A 16,133-nucleotide genomic window follows, 5' to 3' on the forward strand; every position below is an offset into this window, starting at 1 on the left:
TATGTTTCAGATTAACCGAAGTCCGTGTACGAAATAGTTAGGGGATTAAGTGACACTCAAAAGAAAGTGGTAATTAATGTGATAATAGCTAATCCGCCTTGGGTGAAAATGATTTTTTTATCACTAGATACGCTGCCATATATCGCAACACAAATAATATAAATTAAAATGATGCGACTAATTTCTAAAGATGCAGTTGGAGAAAATATGCTATATATCAATCCAACTCCCAACAACCCATTATAGATACCTTGATTTTTAAATAGGGTGTTTAAGTATGAAGAATGTAATTCTTTTTGAGGAATATTGAATACCCTACTTGTAGATTTTGATGTTGTCGCAAATGTTTCAAGATACATGATATAGAAAAACTCCAATGCAACTAATACGGTTAATAGTTTTGTTAAAAAAGACATTTTTTCCCTCCTTGTACAATGTAAATACTCATAGAAGTATATTTAACCAGTATAAAACAGTCAATCTTTTGGAATACATATATTTTTGATTTCTATCACTTTATTCAGTTGGGTTCTCTTTTTGTACAAGTGAGACATATTCTAAAAATTTTTTTACTTCTCTTTTTGGTTTTAATGGGTAGAGTAGACCAAAAATATTTTGATACGGCCAATTGACTGCCAATGTTACGAAATTCGGCTGAACATATTGCCACTGTGGTAAAGAAAGCAGTAATTTATTGGACTGATCATACTTGTTAAAAACATTCATATCGTAAAATTCTGAAGTGATTTCCTGTTTGATTTCGGGATATTTTTCCGCTAAATCGGCTTGTAGGATACCAACCGGACGATTCGGTGAACTTTTTCCTGAGACAAGGGTTTCTCCAAATAAATCTTCTATTTCTAAATGATCTTTTTGTGATAACGGATGATTTAGAGGAACAGCAATGGTAAAAGTTACCGGATAAAGTTCATGATAACCGGCTAACTTTGCGGTAATATCGGCAGTGTAAGATCCTGCGATAATATCGTAAGTCGTTCCTAATTGATGAAGGACAGAAATAATCGTATCGCGATTATCGTCAAAAGGCACAATTTCAAAAGAGAAACGATTATTTTTTTTACGGATAGCGGCTAATAAACTGGAAATTTGCTGACTAGGATTTAACAATGAGCTCCCGATTTTAATTTTCCAAGGATGGTCTTTCATTAGATTATCGGCACGAGTCATCGCTTCTTCCGAAAAGGCGATGATTTTTTTGCTGTCTTCATAAATAGATTGACCAACTTCAGTTAAGGTAATTCCTTGGTGACTTCTTTCGATTAGCTGTAAATCTAATTGTTCTTCTAATAAATTCATCTGTTTCATGACAGCCGGCGCAGATATAAATAAAGACTCTGATGCTTTAGCAAAACTTCCCATATCGACAACGGTAATAAAAGTATCTAAAAGGTGGTTATACATAAATTTCCCCTCCATTAACTATTGGTTAATACGATATTAACATTTTACAAATTCTCAAACAATTCGTCGGGTGATAATCTATGTTCATACCAAGTATACAAACCGAAAGGAAGTCATCATTATGGACTATGTAACATTAAACAATGGCGTAAAAATGCCAAAATTAGGATTCGGCGTTTTTCAAATTCCAGATTTGGTAGAAAGTGAAAAAATTGTCACAGAAGCATTGAAAGCAGGCTATCGTCTGATTGATACAGCGCCAGGTTATTTGAATGAAGAAGCAGTCGGGAAATCAATCGCTAAAAGTGGTATTCCTCGTGAAGAAATTTTTGTCACAACGAAACTTTGGCTACAAGATGCCGGATATGAAGCAACTAAAAAAGCTTTCCAACGCCAGTTAGATAAATTAGGCTTAGATTATTTAGATTTGTATTTGATTCATGTACCTTTTAATGATTATTATGGCTCATGGCGGGCGATGGAAGAATTATATAAAGAAGGCAAAATTCGTGCGATTGGTGTGAGTAATTTCAGTGAAGATCGTTTGGTGGATTTGATTGTGAACAACGAAATCAAACCAGCAATTAACCAAATCGAAATTCACCCGCTGCGTCAACAACGTCGCGCATTAGAAGTGATGGAAGAATATGGCGTTCAACCAGAAGCGTGGGCACCTTTTGCAGAAGGAAACGGCAATATTTTTCAAAATGAAATATTAAAAGAAATTGCCGAAAAATATGGCAAATCTCCTGCGCAAGTAATTTTACGCTGGCAATTACAACGAGATACGGTGGTGATTCCAAAATCAGCTAATGTTGATCGCATGAAACAAAATATTGATGTGTTTGACTTTGAATTAAGTAAAGAAGATATGGATGAAATCAAATTATTAGAAACAGGCTTCAAAATTATTGATCATTTAACCGCTGATATTGCCAAATCATTTAATGAAGTCAGATATCCAGAGAAATAGGATTAATCATATAGAAAAGTGAGGAATTGAGATGGAATTAAGAAAAATCGGTAGTTTAACAGTTTCGCCAATCGGAATGGGCTGCATGGGATTTTCTCATGGTTATGGAGAGGTCCCGGAAGAATCTTATAGCATTGCTGCAATTCAAAAAGCCTATGCGTTTGGTTGTAACTTTTTTGACACTGCCGAAGCTTATGGTCGAGAATTATTTTTCCCCGGTCACAATGAGGAACTATTAGGAAAAGCTGTCGAAGGCTTCAGAGATCAAGTTGTTTTAGCAACAAAATTGCATATTGATGAAAATGAGATTACTGATGAAATGGACTTATCTATGGTTATTCATAGTCATCTGAAAAAATCTTTAGAAAATTTGCGAACAGATTATGTGGATTTATATTATTTGCACCGTGTGAATGAATTAATTCCAGTGGAAGCTGTTGCTGAGGTAATGGGTGAACTGATTGAGGAAGGTCTAATTCAAGAATGGGGGCTTTCGCAAGTGGGCGTGGATATTTTAGCAAAAGCTCATGCAGTTACGCCGGTTGCTGCGGTCCAAAATTTGTATTCAATGATGGAACGTGATGCAGAAAAAGATATTTTTCCTTATTGTTTGGCAAATGGGATAACTGTTGTACCATTTTCTCCGATTGCTAGTGGTTTTTTATCAGGGAATGTTACCGTTGAAACAAGTTTTGAAGGCGATGATGTGCGAAAATTCGTGCCACAACTTTCGAAAGAAAACATGGTAGCGAATCAACCGATTTTAGCAATTTTAGCTGAATATGCAAAAGAAAAAAAAGCCACTAATGCTCAGATTTCTCTTGCTTGGATGTTACACAAATATCCTAATGTTGTGCCAATTCCCGGTTCAAAAAATCAAGCAAGAATTTTAGAAAACTTAGGTGCGTGGAATGTCAGATTGACAGATGATGAGTTTGCGCGATTAGAAGTAGCGCTCGATAGAATTACGATTCACGGACATCGTGGACATATCGAAACACAACAGGCAACTTTTGGACATCAATGGGAAAATAAATAAAGACTATGACTGAAGTTTCAATACAAAGGAGAAAAAACATGAATAAAAAATCTGTAACAATTAAAAATTTAGAGTGGAATATGGCTGGTGATTTATACTTTCCAGATCATTTTGACGAAACAAAAAAATATCCAGCAATCGTCAGCGCCCATCCAATCGGTAGTAGTAAAGAACAAACAGCTGGAAATATCTATGGACAAGCGTTAGCACAAGCAGAATTTTTGGTTTTAGCTTTTGACGCTTCCTTCCAAGGGGAAAGTGGTGGGAAGTTACGCCATCTGGAAAACCCCGGTATGAGAACGGAAGATTTTAGTTATGCAGTAGATTATTTAGTGACATTAGATTATGTTGATGAAGAAAAAATTGGTGTTTTAGGTATTTGTGGCGGCGGTGCTTACACAATTGACGCTGCGAAAATGGAACGTCGCTTCAAAGCTATCGGTACAGTGACAGCCGCATCAATTGGTCGTCTTTGGAGAGAAACGGAATTTAATCCGATTAAACAATTGGAAGAAATGGCAAAACAACGAACTGCAGAAGCTCGAGGTGCTGAAATTCGTGTGGATAATGCGCTACCTGATACTGTAGAAGAAGCTAAAAAAATGGGGATTGACGATATTGATCCACTTGAAGCTATCGAATATTATCGCACCCCACGTGGGCAAAAGCCAAATGGCACTAACTTATCAGTCTACTCACATAGTGCAGCGTTAGTAAATTACGATCCATATCATTTAATCGAAACACTTTTGACGCAACCACTGTTGGTTATTGTTGGTGATAAACCTGGTGCATTTGGTGCTTATCGTGATGGTTTTGAAATTATTCGCCGTGCAGGTTCCAAAGAAAAAGAATTGGTTGTCTTAAAAGGCTGGTCACATTATGATTTATACGATCAACCAGAACCAACGCGATTAGCTTTGGAAAAATTAGTACCGTTTTATAAAAAATATTTAGGATAGTTTCTATTCATATCTGAAATAATGTACCCACTAAAAAAGATAATTAGGTCTATTTAGTAAAATACGGATATTAGCAAGCAAAAAACAATCCATCAAATTATTTTGAAGGATTGTTTTTTTCTTTAATAAAATTGAATGATGTACTCTTTTTAAAGGATAAGCGATTTGCGCTGTGTTCAGTTAAACAAGTTGGTGGTGATATTGTCATAGTCCATTAATGGGAGAGATAGCAGAAAAAGCTATTTTTCTGCTATCAGCATGATAATAGTAAGTTTCTGAATTATTTAAGTGGTATTCAAACATTACTAATTTTATTATGAAAGAAATTTAAAGATTGTTTGCGTAAGCAGAAATCTTAGACAAAAAAGTATTTCTTTTTTGTTGATTAGAATTACGTGTAAAAGGAAAGACGATAAAAGTATTAGTCTTAATGCCACACATTTTTAAGACTTGTTTTTTCAAAACTTTACCATAATCTTGCTGGAAAAAATGGGCATAAAATCCTGGAGTATCATGGGTTGTTATAATTGCTGCAGTCTTCCCAGGAAGTAGTCCTACGGGTAATGTGCCTTTGTATTCGTAAGCGAATCCTTTTGCAAAAACTCTATCAATATAACCCTTAAGTATCGCAGGCATTCCTCCCCACCAAATTGGAAAAATAAAAATTAAGTGATCAGCCCATGTCAACTGGGAACGAAGTTCTAGAGTGGCAGGGTCGTCTTTTAAATCTCTTTTTTTGTTTTCTTTATCGAAACGTAGAACGGGATCAAAATTTTCTTTATTTAAATCAAGAATTTTGGTGTTGTTTTGTGATGAAATATTATTTTTTAATGTATTAAGTATTGCGTAGTTAAAACTTTCAGCATTGGGATGAGCGTAAATTATAAGAATGTTCAAATTAATCTATCTTCTTTCATTTTTATATAAATATAAACTATTCAAGAAAAATAGATATAGTACTTAGGTCGTAGTTAGTTATATAGGAAGGATAGTCAGCAAAAGAAACATATTGCGAAAAAAAAATAGAGGCTAAAAAACCTCTATCAATTAAAATGCGTAAACTATAAGTGTAATACCCATCATCATGAAGTAAAAACCAACTAGAAATGCAAGTGTTAATGCAGAAGATATAGGATTAAATATCAACATTATTCCTAAAATAATTCCGATGATATTAACAATAACGTTAAACCAATAATAACCAGTACTTGCAACTTTATAGATACCTGATGTAGCTAATGCGACAATAGAATCAACGATAAACCAAATTGCAAACACAAAAGGTAGTGCAATTAAGCCCGCTGAAATGTTGAATAAAAGAAATACTCCGATTATTATATCAAATATTCCTAATACGATTAGCAATGTTGAGTGTTGTCCAGCAAATTCGTTCAAACTACGTCTAAAGAATAGTTCAAAGACACCTTTAAAAATTGCAGAGAACGCAAACACATAAACAATTGCTAACAAACTACTTTCTGGGTCACGAAATGTAACTAAGGAAACGAAAATAAAGATAATTCCCAAAAGAAATGGTGCCCAATTAAAACCTGATCTTTTTTCCATAATACTCACCTCCAGAAAATATTATACATTTTAATGAGAATTATTGGAAATAAAAACTAAAAAGTCTGTAAACGACTGACTTAACGGACTCAAACATAAATATTCCTTCTGTAACCAACCTGAATTGCTGTAATCACTAAGCGATCATCTTCAATTTCAACGATTGCAGGATAATTTCCAATATGATATCGCCAATAAGAACCTAAGTTACCAGTTAATGCTTTCCCTTGTTGTCTTGGGTCAGTTGTGCCATCGACATTCTTGTATGACTATCGAACGATTAAAATGGCTTGATGTTTATCCATTTTTCGAAGTTGTTTTTGCACGTCTTTACTAAATTCTAAATGGTAAACCATCACATGTTACCAAATTCTTTTAGTATTTCGTTCATAGGAAGGGTTTTATTATCTTCTAGCCATAATTTATGAGAAATATCCGCAGTTTGTTTATCATATTCATCTTCTAACTGTTCCATCGAATAATTCTTCATCAATTCAGATAAAGTAATCCCATAGAACTCATCCATATAATCTAACCATTCTTTTTCATCATCGCTTACTCTGATTGTAATCATAGCCATAATAATCAACTCGCTTTCTTGTATTTCATTGTCATAAAAATGGAAAGTAAAATTTCAAATTTTTATCTAACCTTTATTCAATTATGTGAAGGTCATCAGTTAAGCTGCTAACTCAGGATGTACGCCATTGCTGAAAACTATTTCCCGATTTAGGATAGGTGTTTATTTACATACTCTCTAAATATTGTGCAAAAAGAGAGGAAGAAACCTTTTTTATATTTTAAAATAAAGTATCTAAACTACATTGGAGATGGTAAAAATGGATTGGATAGAAAAAATGAATACCGTTATTATCTACATTGAAGAACACATTACAGATGCATTGAATATTGAAAATATTGCTAAAGTAGCAGACTGCTCGACGTATCATTTTCAAAGAATGTTCATTTATATGACAGGAATTCCTTTATCAGAATATATTCGACGTAGAAGAATGTCTTTAGCAGTTGCGGATTTAAAAAAGGGTGATATGAAAATCATAGATGTTGCATTAAAATACGGCTATCACTCGCCGACTGCTTTTAATCGAGCGTTTCAAAGTGTTCATGGGCTATCACCTTCAAGTGCTAAACTAGATGGTGCATTGATAAAAGCCTACTCACCTATCAGTTTTAAAATGGAGATAAAAGGGGCAGAGAGTCTCGATTTTAGAATTGAGACAAAGGAATCTTTTCGAGTGATAGGCGTCTCTATATCACTTTATGGAGATTTTGAAGGAATGGTTGAGCCAGTTGAAAAAATCTGGGAAGCAGCTGAGAACAATGGAACAATCCATCAACTAAAAAAATTGCTAAGAAACGATCAATTAGGATTGTTCGAAGTGATGATTCCTGATGAAAATGTTGAACATTGGCGCTATTTAATTTCAGTTCCAACAGAGGAACCTTTAATGGAATCTTTAGAGGAGTATGTGATGGGTGCTTATACTTGGGCAATTTTTTCATACGCTGAAAAGACAATTGAAGAAACACAAAATTTGGGGAAACGAGTGATTTCAGAATGGTTGCCAACAAGCGAATATGAAAATGATTGCGGTCCAGATATTTCAGTACATGCTGAAGATGGCGCGATAGGAAACATTCTTGAGTACTGGGTGCCTATAAAAAATAAGAATGAAGGAGACAGATTATGGTAGATTTTAAAAAGGACAAAAATATAAAGCCAATTGATGAAAATCTAAGTGTTGTTTTGGGCGATAGTTTTTCGGCGTATAAGCTACTGTTAGAAAAACTACCAGCTTTTGAAATTAACCTAGAATGGCGTTTTTATAAAGATGGCGGTTGGCTTGCAAAGGCCACTCGAGAAAGAAAAACAATATTTTGGGGGCAACCTGAGGTGGGCTTTTTCACGATCGCTGCTCATTTTAATGAAAAAAATAAACAAGGGGTTTTTGACCTCAACATATCAGACGAATTAAAAGAGGCATTTTCCAATGCTTCAATCAGTGGCAATCAGTTTACGACACTTAAAATCGATATTTATAATGAAAAAGATTTGACAAATGTCTATCAATTGATTGAATATAAAAAAGCTAATTAAAAACGATTGCGAACGTATGTTCGTTTGTGGTATGCTTTTTTATTATAAGGAGGGAATAAAATGAAAAATGCATCATGTTTGTGCGGGAAAATTTCGATTCAAGTAAAAGAAATACCTCATGTAGTAGGAGCGTGCCATTGCTCTATGTGTCGAAAGTGGGGATCAGGACCACTTCTAACAATTGAAGCAGGAACAACGTCAGATATTGTCATCAGTAATGAAGAATTTATTTCTAGATATCATTCGTCTGAATGGGCAGAAAGGGGCTTTTGCTCAATTTGCGGATCAAACCTGTTTTATTACTTAAAACCAACTGATTCTTATAGTATTCCAATAGATTTATTTGAAAATCAAGAGGAAGCAATGTTATCAGTTGAAGTCTATTATGACCAAAAACCTAATTACTATGACTTTGCTAACAAAACAAAAAAGCAAACGGAAGCTGATATTCTGAAATTGGTTGAAGAAAAATACTTCTCTGACAGCCAAGAAGACTGAAAATACTAGTCTATGAGTTATTTACTAAATAGACATCCTAACTAAATAACAATAGTAGCCCGTTAGACCAGCTTTTGGCGGGTTTTTTCTTGTGAAAAAGGGAAATTTTTAAATAATCTAGGTAGAGGATCCTTACTATTATTGACTTCGTACTCAAGTCATCTTGTGAGATTAATTTTTAACTTGCTGTCCTAATGGAATTTATTTCACTCTACATTACTAAAATTAATCGATTTTATGAGTAGGCAAACTCAGAGTTTATTAGACGCATATTTTGGTGAATAAAACCTAACTAAACCTAACGTTGTATTCACTTGTTTTACATCCAGAAAATCACAGATACGCTTAAGTAAAAATATGTTGAAAGGCTGACTGTTCATATATAGAATAGGCAGAGATCTGAGTGATGGTTAGTTACTTCAGGGAGGCAGGAAGAAGTTTTCAGAGATAATAAAAATATTTAGAAGAGCGCCTCATACTTGGGACAAGATATTATTCCTACAGGTGGGAAGTTTTTTTATTTTCTAACCTGCTAATATGGAAATAAAAGTGTTGTTAAGTAGAAACTATTGTAGAAAAGAAAAAAGCACCTACTATTTGATTAGTATAGATGCTTTCATTTTGAATGATTTAAATGTATCAAATGGATTTCCTCTCGAATTAATTTAAATTCTATAAAATTTGTTAAAAATTTTTGTGTGAAATTTTTCGTGTTGTATAAACATCTGTTTTAACTACAGAATCAGATGTGTCAATCGTACTCATGTGATCAATCACTTTATCTGTTGGAAAGAAGGCACAAAAAAGTATAAGCGAAGCCCCAGCAGTTACAAGAGAAATTTTATAGTATTTGCCATCTCTCTCACTAAAGTACCAAGTCCCCAAAAAGCCAACTAAAAAGCTGATTACTAAAAAACTTAAAAGAATTAATTTCATGATCTATCCCCACCTTTCATTAGAATTTAAACATGTGTACCATTTTAACAAGTAAAATTGTTGCTAATAACATAATATCATCTCCTTTTTGGTTTAGAGATACTATAAAATGCTGGTTAATATAATACTAGTAATGTTGTTATAAGATAAGTTAAAAGTCGATATAAAGCCTGATAATAAAGGAATTCAAAAATTCATTGCACTAGAAATAAAATGAATTAGACTCTACTAATGAAACATATTGTGGACGTTAGAAAGATGTTGAAAATATTAAAAAGGTGATGGCTCAGTAAATAAAAAATTACTTGAATGTATGAATTAGAATACTATGTGGATTCCTTATGTATTGAATCATTTGCTCCCTTTTTGCAGCAGAATTTTCAAAGAAAGACAAGGAGCTTCGTATATGTGTGATTGGTAAAAAGTATAAAAATAGGACAAGAAAAGCAAATGAAAAGAATAGAGATACCTTTTGATATTTTGAAGGATAGCTGTCATAGGTTGTGAATGCTAAAAAACTTGTGGTAAATAAAACTAAGAATATTAAAAACATTTTATTTCTCCTTTCTGATAACAAAGATAGTATTTCGCTTAATTGGATTTGATGTGGAGGGTAGGAATCGAACCTACATTTTAAAATGTGACAAGTATCTACTTATAGCCATATTCAATAATTAAAATACCAATTTCAACCACAATAATAAATTGTTTATCTATCGTAAAAAGTGAAGATAGATAAAGAAAAACTAATATCAAACTAGCTTAAATAGAGGTGTAATGATTATTCATTAAAAAAAATTATTAAGCTAGTCTAAGTATAAAAAAAATAGCAAAAAAATCGAGTAATTTAATATTTTTTACGGAATAATCAGCTATAAATGCCGATATAACAATGATTTCAAAAAATATAAAAAAACAAAATTCTTGGTTTTAATCCGTAAACGATGCAAATAACTGAGGGGATGAATGGAATAGATTTCGGACTAAAAAAAACTGCCTGTCAGAAGACAAGCAGTAATCTAGTAATATTATTTTAAATTGTTGAGGTTAAAATATCTTACTACCATTTTTTACTTTACTTAGTGATGTTAGTAAAATGCAGCCAGAATCTGTATCACTACCTAGTATTCTAATCTCGCTTTTAACGTCACCAATTCTGATTGGTGCAAAACTGCAGACGCAGACTACTTGTTTACCAATAAGTTCTTCTGCCTCATAATTAGTTAGTTGTGCTGAACTATTTTTACTACCGAATTCCCCTAAATCAACTGTAACTTTATACGCAGGCTTTCTTGCTCTCTTATTCAAAGAAACATTTGTAACTGTACCAACTCTCATTTCAACTTCGTCAAATTGCTCCATTGTAATCATAATGTATTTCCTCCAGTATTAGTTTTCTATTGTAAAAAATCACTAGATATTCTATGGGAAATTATTCTGGATGAAAGTATTCGTCTTTTGTCAGACGATAAAAAACATCGGTGACATTTTTTTGTGGGTCAATAAAGTCTTTTCTCGAATAAGGATCTTCGAAAAGATATTTTAAGCCACTTTTTAAGATAACTTTGCGTGATGCTATATTATTTTTATCGAAAACAGCCATCAAGCTATTAAATTCAAATTTTTCAAAGCCATATTCAAGCATAGTTTTTAAAGTTTCAGTCATGTACCCTTTATTCCAGTAATGGCGATTAAGCATATAGCCAATCTCAGCAGTTTTCATGAGAGAGTCAATGCGATTATAACTTACACTGCCAATCATTTTACCAGTTAATTTTTCTTCAATAGCAAATTGACCCAAAGGTGCATTCAAGAATTTGGTTACGATATAATCAGCTGTATCGTTTAAGTTTCTGTGGATATTGGACACGTATTTTGTTGTTTCTAAATCTGAAGTGAACTCAAATAATGCATTCGTATCATCTAAGGTCATAGGTCTTAAAATTAAGCGTTCCGAATTGATTACTGGATGTTGTGCAAGCTTTATATATAAGTCACTCATTAGAATCAAACCTTTCAAAATATTAAAGGAAATTATCCCATATACTATTCATAAAATCAATTTATTTTGAATATAAAAAGGTGTTTTAACGGAATGGAAGTTCATGTAGTTGAGACAATTGTGTAACTAATGACTAAAAATAAAGATGCTTTTTTAATTTACCCAAATAGGACACTCGAATAATCTAAAATTGCATGGATTAAAATTGGAACAAACAAGGTTCCACTCTTTTTATAAGCCAAAGCAAATAGTCCGCCACCAACAATCCCTTGACCTAATAAATTGCTTGAAATGTTGGTAAATAAATCTGCAAGTGAACCATTTCCAATAATTGTTGGTAAAAGTCCATGCATAGCACCAAATAGCAAACCACTAACGATTATTCCTATTCGAAAACCATATTCTTGATCTATTATTGTGAATAAGTAGCCTCTGAAAATAAATTCCTCAGAGAAGGCGACAATAACTAAGTAAAAGAAAGCTAAATAAAACCCTTTTAATGTGAAGTCTCCGTTAGACAAAAACATAATTAAATAAACTACTAGTAGCAGCACACTTACCAACCGAGATTTTTTCGTGAGGCCCACTTCACTTAATGGTCTTTTTTTTAAAAAGATCAGGGCAAAAATTAGGATGACAAATAATAGATTATTTATAATGTCTGATAAAAACTTAATCCAAATATTTTGTGAGGTGATATCTTTTAACGAAATTAACCAGCCTTTGTTCCATAAAAATGAAGTAGAGAAGTAAAAAAATATTCCATAGAGAAAAGTCAGGATTACAGCCACTAATACAGGTTTGCTAATTTTCGTCTTTTTTTTACCCGTCATATACTTATTCAATAGGTCGCTCCATATTTTTTATTTAATTATACCAAAAAAATTTATATAGTTAATTCCGCTAATGATTGAGATTGCATAAAGCTATTTTTGGTATGTTGTTGTAGGATAATTTCCACCATTTTACTTTATGAAAAAAATGAAAGCAAAGGGTATCTTAGTAATATCGAGACAATATAAATATCAATAGATTAAGTGGCACCGCTATCAAAAACAAAAGACAGACATACTGCCTACAAAAATATGGTTTACTTCTCTATCAGAATTTTTCTCTTTTTGACTTGCCAAATATTGTAGATATAGTATGGAAGAGTTGAAAAGAAACCAACTGCAATAATGATTAGTATAGTTATTAAGAAGAAGACAATCGATAAAATTTTGACTAGTCTAGATTGTTTTTTGATGAATCGAATGAATTGTAAAATACCAGATAGGATGGAACAAATTAAATATCCACCTAGAAGCGTAGACAAAATAAAATTAATAATTTTGGTTTTCATAGGAAGATCAAGAGAAGAATCAACGAATGGGAAAAAAGCCAAGCAACCATAGAGAAAAGACCCTACTAAAAAAGCTATTGAAACATAAAACAAATAATCTTTTCTTTCTTTGTAATTCATATAAATCCTCCTAAGTGATGAAAGTGATGAATTATTTAATTGAATATTAATAATAAATCAAATATTAAGAGAAGTAAATGGGAGTAATATTCCGTAAACGACCGAGATAAAGGAGTGAAGAAATGGATATTTTTTTAATTTGGTAAACAAGCGGGGAACAAAATGAAAAGATACCTCGACTCATAACGGCCATTAGCAAAGGAGATGTGAAAAACTATTTTGAAGAGATCATTAGTGACTGGAATGAAATTCTATCGGTTTAGGTTCATTACATCTAAAAAGACAGCAATAAAGAGACAAGTGAGTATAGATGTGTTTATGGTATAAATATCGCGATCGAAATAAAAGTGAACCTCAACCTACGCACTTAAACGGGATTACCTTTAGGAGCTGGCTATGAAAAAAAAAAAAAAGAAAAAAAGCAATAAAGGTCTATTAGGAGCATTGATCCCAATAGATGTAGGATTGTTTGTATGGAGAAGTAATTACTTAGATACTGAACAGACACCAAAAGACCAGACAAATATAACTATCAACTCTGTAATCAGCAATTTAACAATGACTCAAGACGCTGCTAATTTAGGCTATGACAGTACAAACGAAGTCGTAACTATCAATAATAATCAAGCAAATTTCAATCAGGAAGATTTGTCCCTGGCTAATGGCTCGTGGCAAACATTCTCAGACTTAGACAATTTGAATCGTGTTGGTGTTGCAAATGCGTTGTTAGGATACGATTTAATGCCGACAGAAGAAAGAGGCGATATCTCGTCCGTCTATCCGACAGGTTGGAAGCAAAAAAAGCTATCTAATGGGAAATGGTTATACAATCGTAGCCATTTAATTGGTTACCAGCTAACAGGAGAAAATGACAACTGGAAGAACCTTTTTACAGGGACAGAACAAATGAACCAAGGAACCATGGTACAATATGAGAATCAAGTAGCAGACTATCTGAGACAGACGAAAAATCATGTACGATACCGTGTGACGCCTTATTTTAAAGACAATGAGTTACTTTGTCGTGGGGTGCAAATGGAGGCGCAAAGCGTGGAAGATAACACGATAAGTTACAATGTATTTTTCTATAATGTGGAAGATGGTTATACGTTGGACTATGTTACTGGTGAAAATATGTAAAACAATTTTTGTGTTTTGAACTGTAAAAATATTATATGAAATTAGGAGAAAATTATGAAAAGAAAGAATATTTCTGGAAATTCACCATGGGAAAATGTGGTTGGCTATTCAAGAGCAGTAAAAATCGGAAATACTATTGAAATTGCTGGAACTACTGCTGTCAAACATGGCAAAACAATCGGGGTGGGAGATCCATATGTACAAACTAAATCTATTTTAGAAAGCATTGAGAAATTACTTATTTCGGAAGGTTCTAAAATGGAAGACGTTGTCAGAACGAGAATGTTTGTAACAAATATTGCTGATTGGGAAAAAATTGCAAAAGCTCATGGTGAGTTCTTTAAAGACATAAAGCCTGCTTCAACAATGGTTGAAGTATCATCTTTAATTGATAAAGAGTTATTGATTGAAATAGAAGTTTCAGCAATAATTAAATAAATAGTGTGTGCTTTATGTACAATTAAAAGTGTTACTTTTGGGTATACCCAAAAGTAACACTTTTAATATTTTCAAGAATTTTATTTTACTACACTTTTCTTTAGAGTCGAAAGATGTTTCTTTTGGGTGGTACTTATATCATAGGTACGTTGTTCAACATAAATACAGTTTATCGCATTTATGATTTACAGCTGTTAAAGTTATGGCTTGGTAACCTATTCCTATTGAGGGACATTTCAATAGGAATAAATAGCTGGTTGTGTATTCATTTACTATCAGAAATACTGATAAGGTAGCAAAAGAATTAGGATTATAAATATGATATACTGAACGACGTAGTAAGTTTATGGCGGTTGGCTATTTCAGGGGGTGGTGCTTATGAGCATTTTCCTACTTCATAGAAGGGAATAGCATTTTTGTCTGTTGCTGAAGCAATCAGTTTAATGTTCCAGTTTGGAACACTGCTTGTTGCACTGGTTGCCTTGATGGTGACTCTTAGCAAAAACAACAAAAAATAGACCGCTGTAACTTTGGCAGGTTACGGTCTATTTTTGACTAAATAATCTAAGCCACCGTCTTAAACGGGCTACATTTTAGGGAGTTACGTATCGAGCGTAGCTCCTTTTTACGTATTCAGTATATCATGGACGATTCTTTTTTTCTAGTTTGGAAATTTTATCAATATAAAAAGATCACGAGCTTAAAATTTTCACACTATAATTTGAGTGCATTTTAATTCCTTATCTAAACATATGTTACTTCATTGATTTTATACTTATATTTACCTAATTTTTTGGAACAATAGCTATTGCTCGAACATTAAAACCAGGGGCACCTTCTACTTTCGGTACTCCGATAGAGATTGCTCCACCGATCGCAGGAAGCTCCGTTAAATGATTCAGCACCTCAATTTGAAACTTCTTTTGTTGTAACCAATATAATTCTCCAATTAGTCCAGAATTTTTCTTGCAGTCAATTGCTGAATCAGTGTCTAATGTTTCGTGACCTATCGCGGTTACATTTCGCTTTTCGTGTAAGAATTGTAAAGCCCCTATTGACCATCCAGGTGTATGTGCTTGCCCATCACTTCCAGTATTGTAGAAAGAAGTAGGATTGTTCCAACGCTTGGACCACCCACTTGCAAAGGCTACAAAGCTATTTTCTGGAATTATTCCATATTCATCTTCAAAATTATTAATATCTTTAACCGTTAATGAATAATCAGAATTTTTTATGACTTCTTTTTCTTTATTAATAACAATTAATGGCAGTAAAAAATTTTTTATTGGCAGTTGATCCACCGACAAACTATCTTCTACAAAATGTATCGGAGCGTCAATATGTGTTCCGTATTGTGTGACAAGTTGATATTCTTTTGCAAAAAAACCATTCTCTTTTACTGTCATCAATGTTTCTTCTTTCATTGGTCGAAATGATTGAAAATAAGGAATTCCTTCATGAATATTATGGCTTAGATCAACCCACTTTTGATTCTTTAATAATTCAATACTTTTTGTAATATCACTCATACTATCCCTCCTTATTCGTTCTGCTATTTTTAGCTTGTATCAAGAGT

The 16,133-nt window shown here is 33.0% G+C and carries 20 protein-coding genes and 1 pseudogene; 9 read left to right on the top strand and 12 right to left on the bottom strand.

Going from position 1 to position 16,133, the window contains the following annotated elements; genetic code table 11:
• Positions 1–56: 56 nt before the first annotated feature.
• Together ID741_RS17765 and ID741_RS17770 are read right to left on the bottom strand one after the other, a co-directional pair.
• On the bottom strand, positions 57–416 hold the full coding sequence (locus ID741_RS17765) for a DUF1304 domain-containing protein (RefSeq protein WP_438721024.1): 360 nt from the start codon (positions 414–416) through the stop codon (positions 57–59).
• A gap of 100 nt (positions 417–516) precedes the next feature.
• Entirely contained in the window at positions 517–1,422 is a 906-nt protein-coding gene (locus ID741_RS17770; protein WP_438721025.1) for a LysR family transcriptional regulator, read from the bottom strand.
• A gap of 118 nt (positions 1,423–1,540) precedes the next feature.
• Here ID741_RS17770 and ID741_RS17775 point away from each other — a divergent pair, with 118 nt between their 5' ends.
• From ID741_RS17775 to ID741_RS17785, 3 genes are read left to right on the top strand one after another with little or no spacing between them, the layout of a single operon-like run.
• Positions 1,541–2,395, top strand: coding sequence for an aldo/keto reductase (locus ID741_RS17775; RefSeq protein ID WP_438721244.1), 855 nt, complete (start codon positions 1,541–1,543; stop codon positions 2,393–2,395).
• Positions 2,396–2,426: 31 nt separating this feature from the next.
• On the top strand, positions 2,427–3,434 hold the full coding sequence (locus ID741_RS17780) for an aldo/keto reductase (protein ID WP_438721026.1): 1,008 nt from the start codon (positions 2,427–2,429) through the stop codon (positions 3,432–3,434).
• Between the two features lie 38 nt (positions 3,435–3,472).
• Positions 3,473–4,396 (top strand): alpha/beta hydrolase, encoded by a 924-nt coding sequence (locus tag ID741_RS17785; protein WP_438721027.1) that lies wholly within the window; start codon positions 3,473–3,475, stop codon positions 4,394–4,396.
• A gap of 327 nt (positions 4,397–4,723) precedes the next feature.
• Here ID741_RS17785 and ID741_RS17790 read toward each other — a convergent pair whose 3' ends face one another.
• The 4 genes and pseudogenes from ID741_RS17790 to relB form a co-directional block, all read right to left on the bottom strand.
• On the bottom strand, positions 4,724–5,293 hold the full coding sequence (locus ID741_RS17790; RefSeq protein ID WP_438721028.1) for an NAD(P)H-dependent oxidoreductase: 570 nt from the start codon (positions 5,291–5,293) through the stop codon (positions 4,724–4,726).
• A gap of 150 nt (positions 5,294–5,443) precedes the next feature.
• Entirely contained in the window at positions 5,444–5,962 is a 519-nt protein-coding gene (locus ID741_RS17795; protein ID WP_438721029.1) for an HdeD family acid-resistance protein, read from the bottom strand.
• 89 nt (positions 5,963–6,051) lie between these two features.
• A pseudogene (locus tag ID741_RS17800) lies at positions 6,052–6,207 on the bottom strand (type II toxin-antitoxin system RelE family toxin); the annotation flags it as partial.
• Positions 6,208–6,317: 110 nt separating this feature from the next.
• On the bottom strand, positions 6,318–6,542 hold the full coding sequence (gene relB / locus ID741_RS17805; RefSeq protein WP_438721030.1) for a type II toxin-antitoxin system RelB family antitoxin: 225 nt from the start codon (positions 6,540–6,542) through the stop codon (positions 6,318–6,320).
• A 259-nt stretch (positions 6,543–6,801) separates the two neighbouring features.
• Between relB and ID741_RS17810 the strand changes: the two genes are divergently transcribed.
• The 3 genes from ID741_RS17810 to ID741_RS17820 are packed head-to-tail and all read left to right on the top strand — an operon-like array spanning position 6,802 to position 8,579.
• Complete coding sequence (locus ID741_RS17810) at positions 6,802–7,677, top strand: AraC family transcriptional regulator (RefSeq protein ID WP_438721031.1); 876 nt, start codon at positions 6,802–6,804, stop codon at positions 7,675–7,677.
• Complete coding sequence (locus tag ID741_RS17815; protein WP_438721032.1) at positions 7,671–8,081, top strand: DUF3788 family protein; 411 nt, start codon at positions 7,671–7,673, stop codon at positions 8,079–8,081. Before ID741_RS17810 ends, ID741_RS17815 begins: the two co-directional genes overlap by 7 nt.
• A 60-nt stretch (positions 8,082–8,141) precedes the next feature.
• Positions 8,142–8,579, top strand: a complete 438-nt coding sequence (locus ID741_RS17820) for a GFA family protein (RefSeq protein WP_438721033.1) — start codon at positions 8,142–8,144, stop codon at positions 8,577–8,579.
• Positions 8,580–9,263: 684 nt separating this feature from the next.
• On the opposite strand, the gene ID741_RS17825 is transcribed toward ID741_RS17820, so the two are convergent.
• From ID741_RS17825 to ID741_RS17845, 5 genes are all read right to left on the bottom strand, one after another.
• Positions 9,264–9,515: a hypothetical protein gene (locus ID741_RS17825; RefSeq protein ID WP_438721034.1), complete on the bottom strand. Its 252-nt coding sequence runs from the start codon at positions 9,513–9,515 to the stop codon at positions 9,264–9,266.
• Positions 9,516–10,562: 1,047 nt separating this feature from the next.
• Positions 10,563–10,886, bottom strand: coding sequence for a tRNA-binding protein (locus tag ID741_RS17830; RefSeq protein WP_438721035.1), 324 nt, complete (start codon positions 10,884–10,886; stop codon positions 10,563–10,565).
• 61 nt (positions 10,887–10,947) lie between these two features.
• Positions 10,948–11,517 (bottom strand): GNAT family N-acetyltransferase, encoded by a 570-nt coding sequence (locus ID741_RS17835; RefSeq protein ID WP_438721036.1) that lies wholly within the window; start codon positions 11,515–11,517, stop codon positions 10,948–10,950.
• A gap of 158 nt (positions 11,518–11,675) precedes the next feature.
• Positions 11,676–12,362: a lysostaphin resistance A-like protein gene (locus tag ID741_RS17840; protein WP_438721037.1), complete on the bottom strand. Its 687-nt coding sequence runs from the start codon at positions 12,360–12,362 to the stop codon at positions 11,676–11,678.
• 245 nt (positions 12,363–12,607) lie between these two features.
• Positions 12,608–12,979: a hypothetical protein gene (locus ID741_RS17845; protein ID WP_438721038.1), complete on the bottom strand. Its 372-nt coding sequence runs from the start codon at positions 12,977–12,979 to the stop codon at positions 12,608–12,610.
• 396 nt (positions 12,980–13,375) lie between these two features.
• Between ID741_RS17845 and ID741_RS17850 the strand changes: the two genes are divergently transcribed.
• The 3 genes from ID741_RS17850 to ID741_RS17860 all read left to right on the top strand — a co-directional run bounded on the left by ID741_RS17850 (position 13,376) and on the right by ID741_RS17860 (position 15,075).
• A complete protein-coding gene (locus ID741_RS17850) occupies positions 13,376–14,119 on the top strand; it encodes a DNA/RNA non-specific endonuclease (RefSeq protein ID WP_438721039.1) in 744 nt (247 codons plus the stop codon).
• Positions 14,120–14,173: 54 nt separating this feature from the next.
• Positions 14,174–14,557, top strand: coding sequence for a RidA family protein (locus ID741_RS17855; protein WP_438721040.1), 384 nt, complete (start codon positions 14,174–14,176; stop codon positions 14,555–14,557).
• 416 nt (positions 14,558–14,973) lie between these two features.
• Positions 14,974–15,075: a putative holin-like toxin gene (locus ID741_RS17860; RefSeq protein WP_218327738.1), complete on the top strand. Its 102-nt coding sequence runs from the start codon at positions 14,974–14,976 to the stop codon at positions 15,073–15,075.
• A 267-nt stretch (positions 15,076–15,342) separates the two neighbouring features.
• Here the strand turns inward: ID741_RS17860 and ID741_RS17865 are convergent, their stop codons facing one another.
• Positions 15,343–16,086, bottom strand: coding sequence for a cyclase family protein (locus tag ID741_RS17865; protein WP_438721041.1), 744 nt, complete (start codon positions 16,084–16,086; stop codon positions 15,343–15,345).
• Positions 16,087–16,133: the final 47 nt, after the last annotated feature.

The sequence above is a fragment of the Enterococcus sp. AZ103 genome (genome assembly GCF_051714685.1).
GTDB lineage: Bacteria > Bacillota > Bacilli > Lactobacillales > Enterococcaceae > Enterococcus_A > Enterococcus_A alishanensis.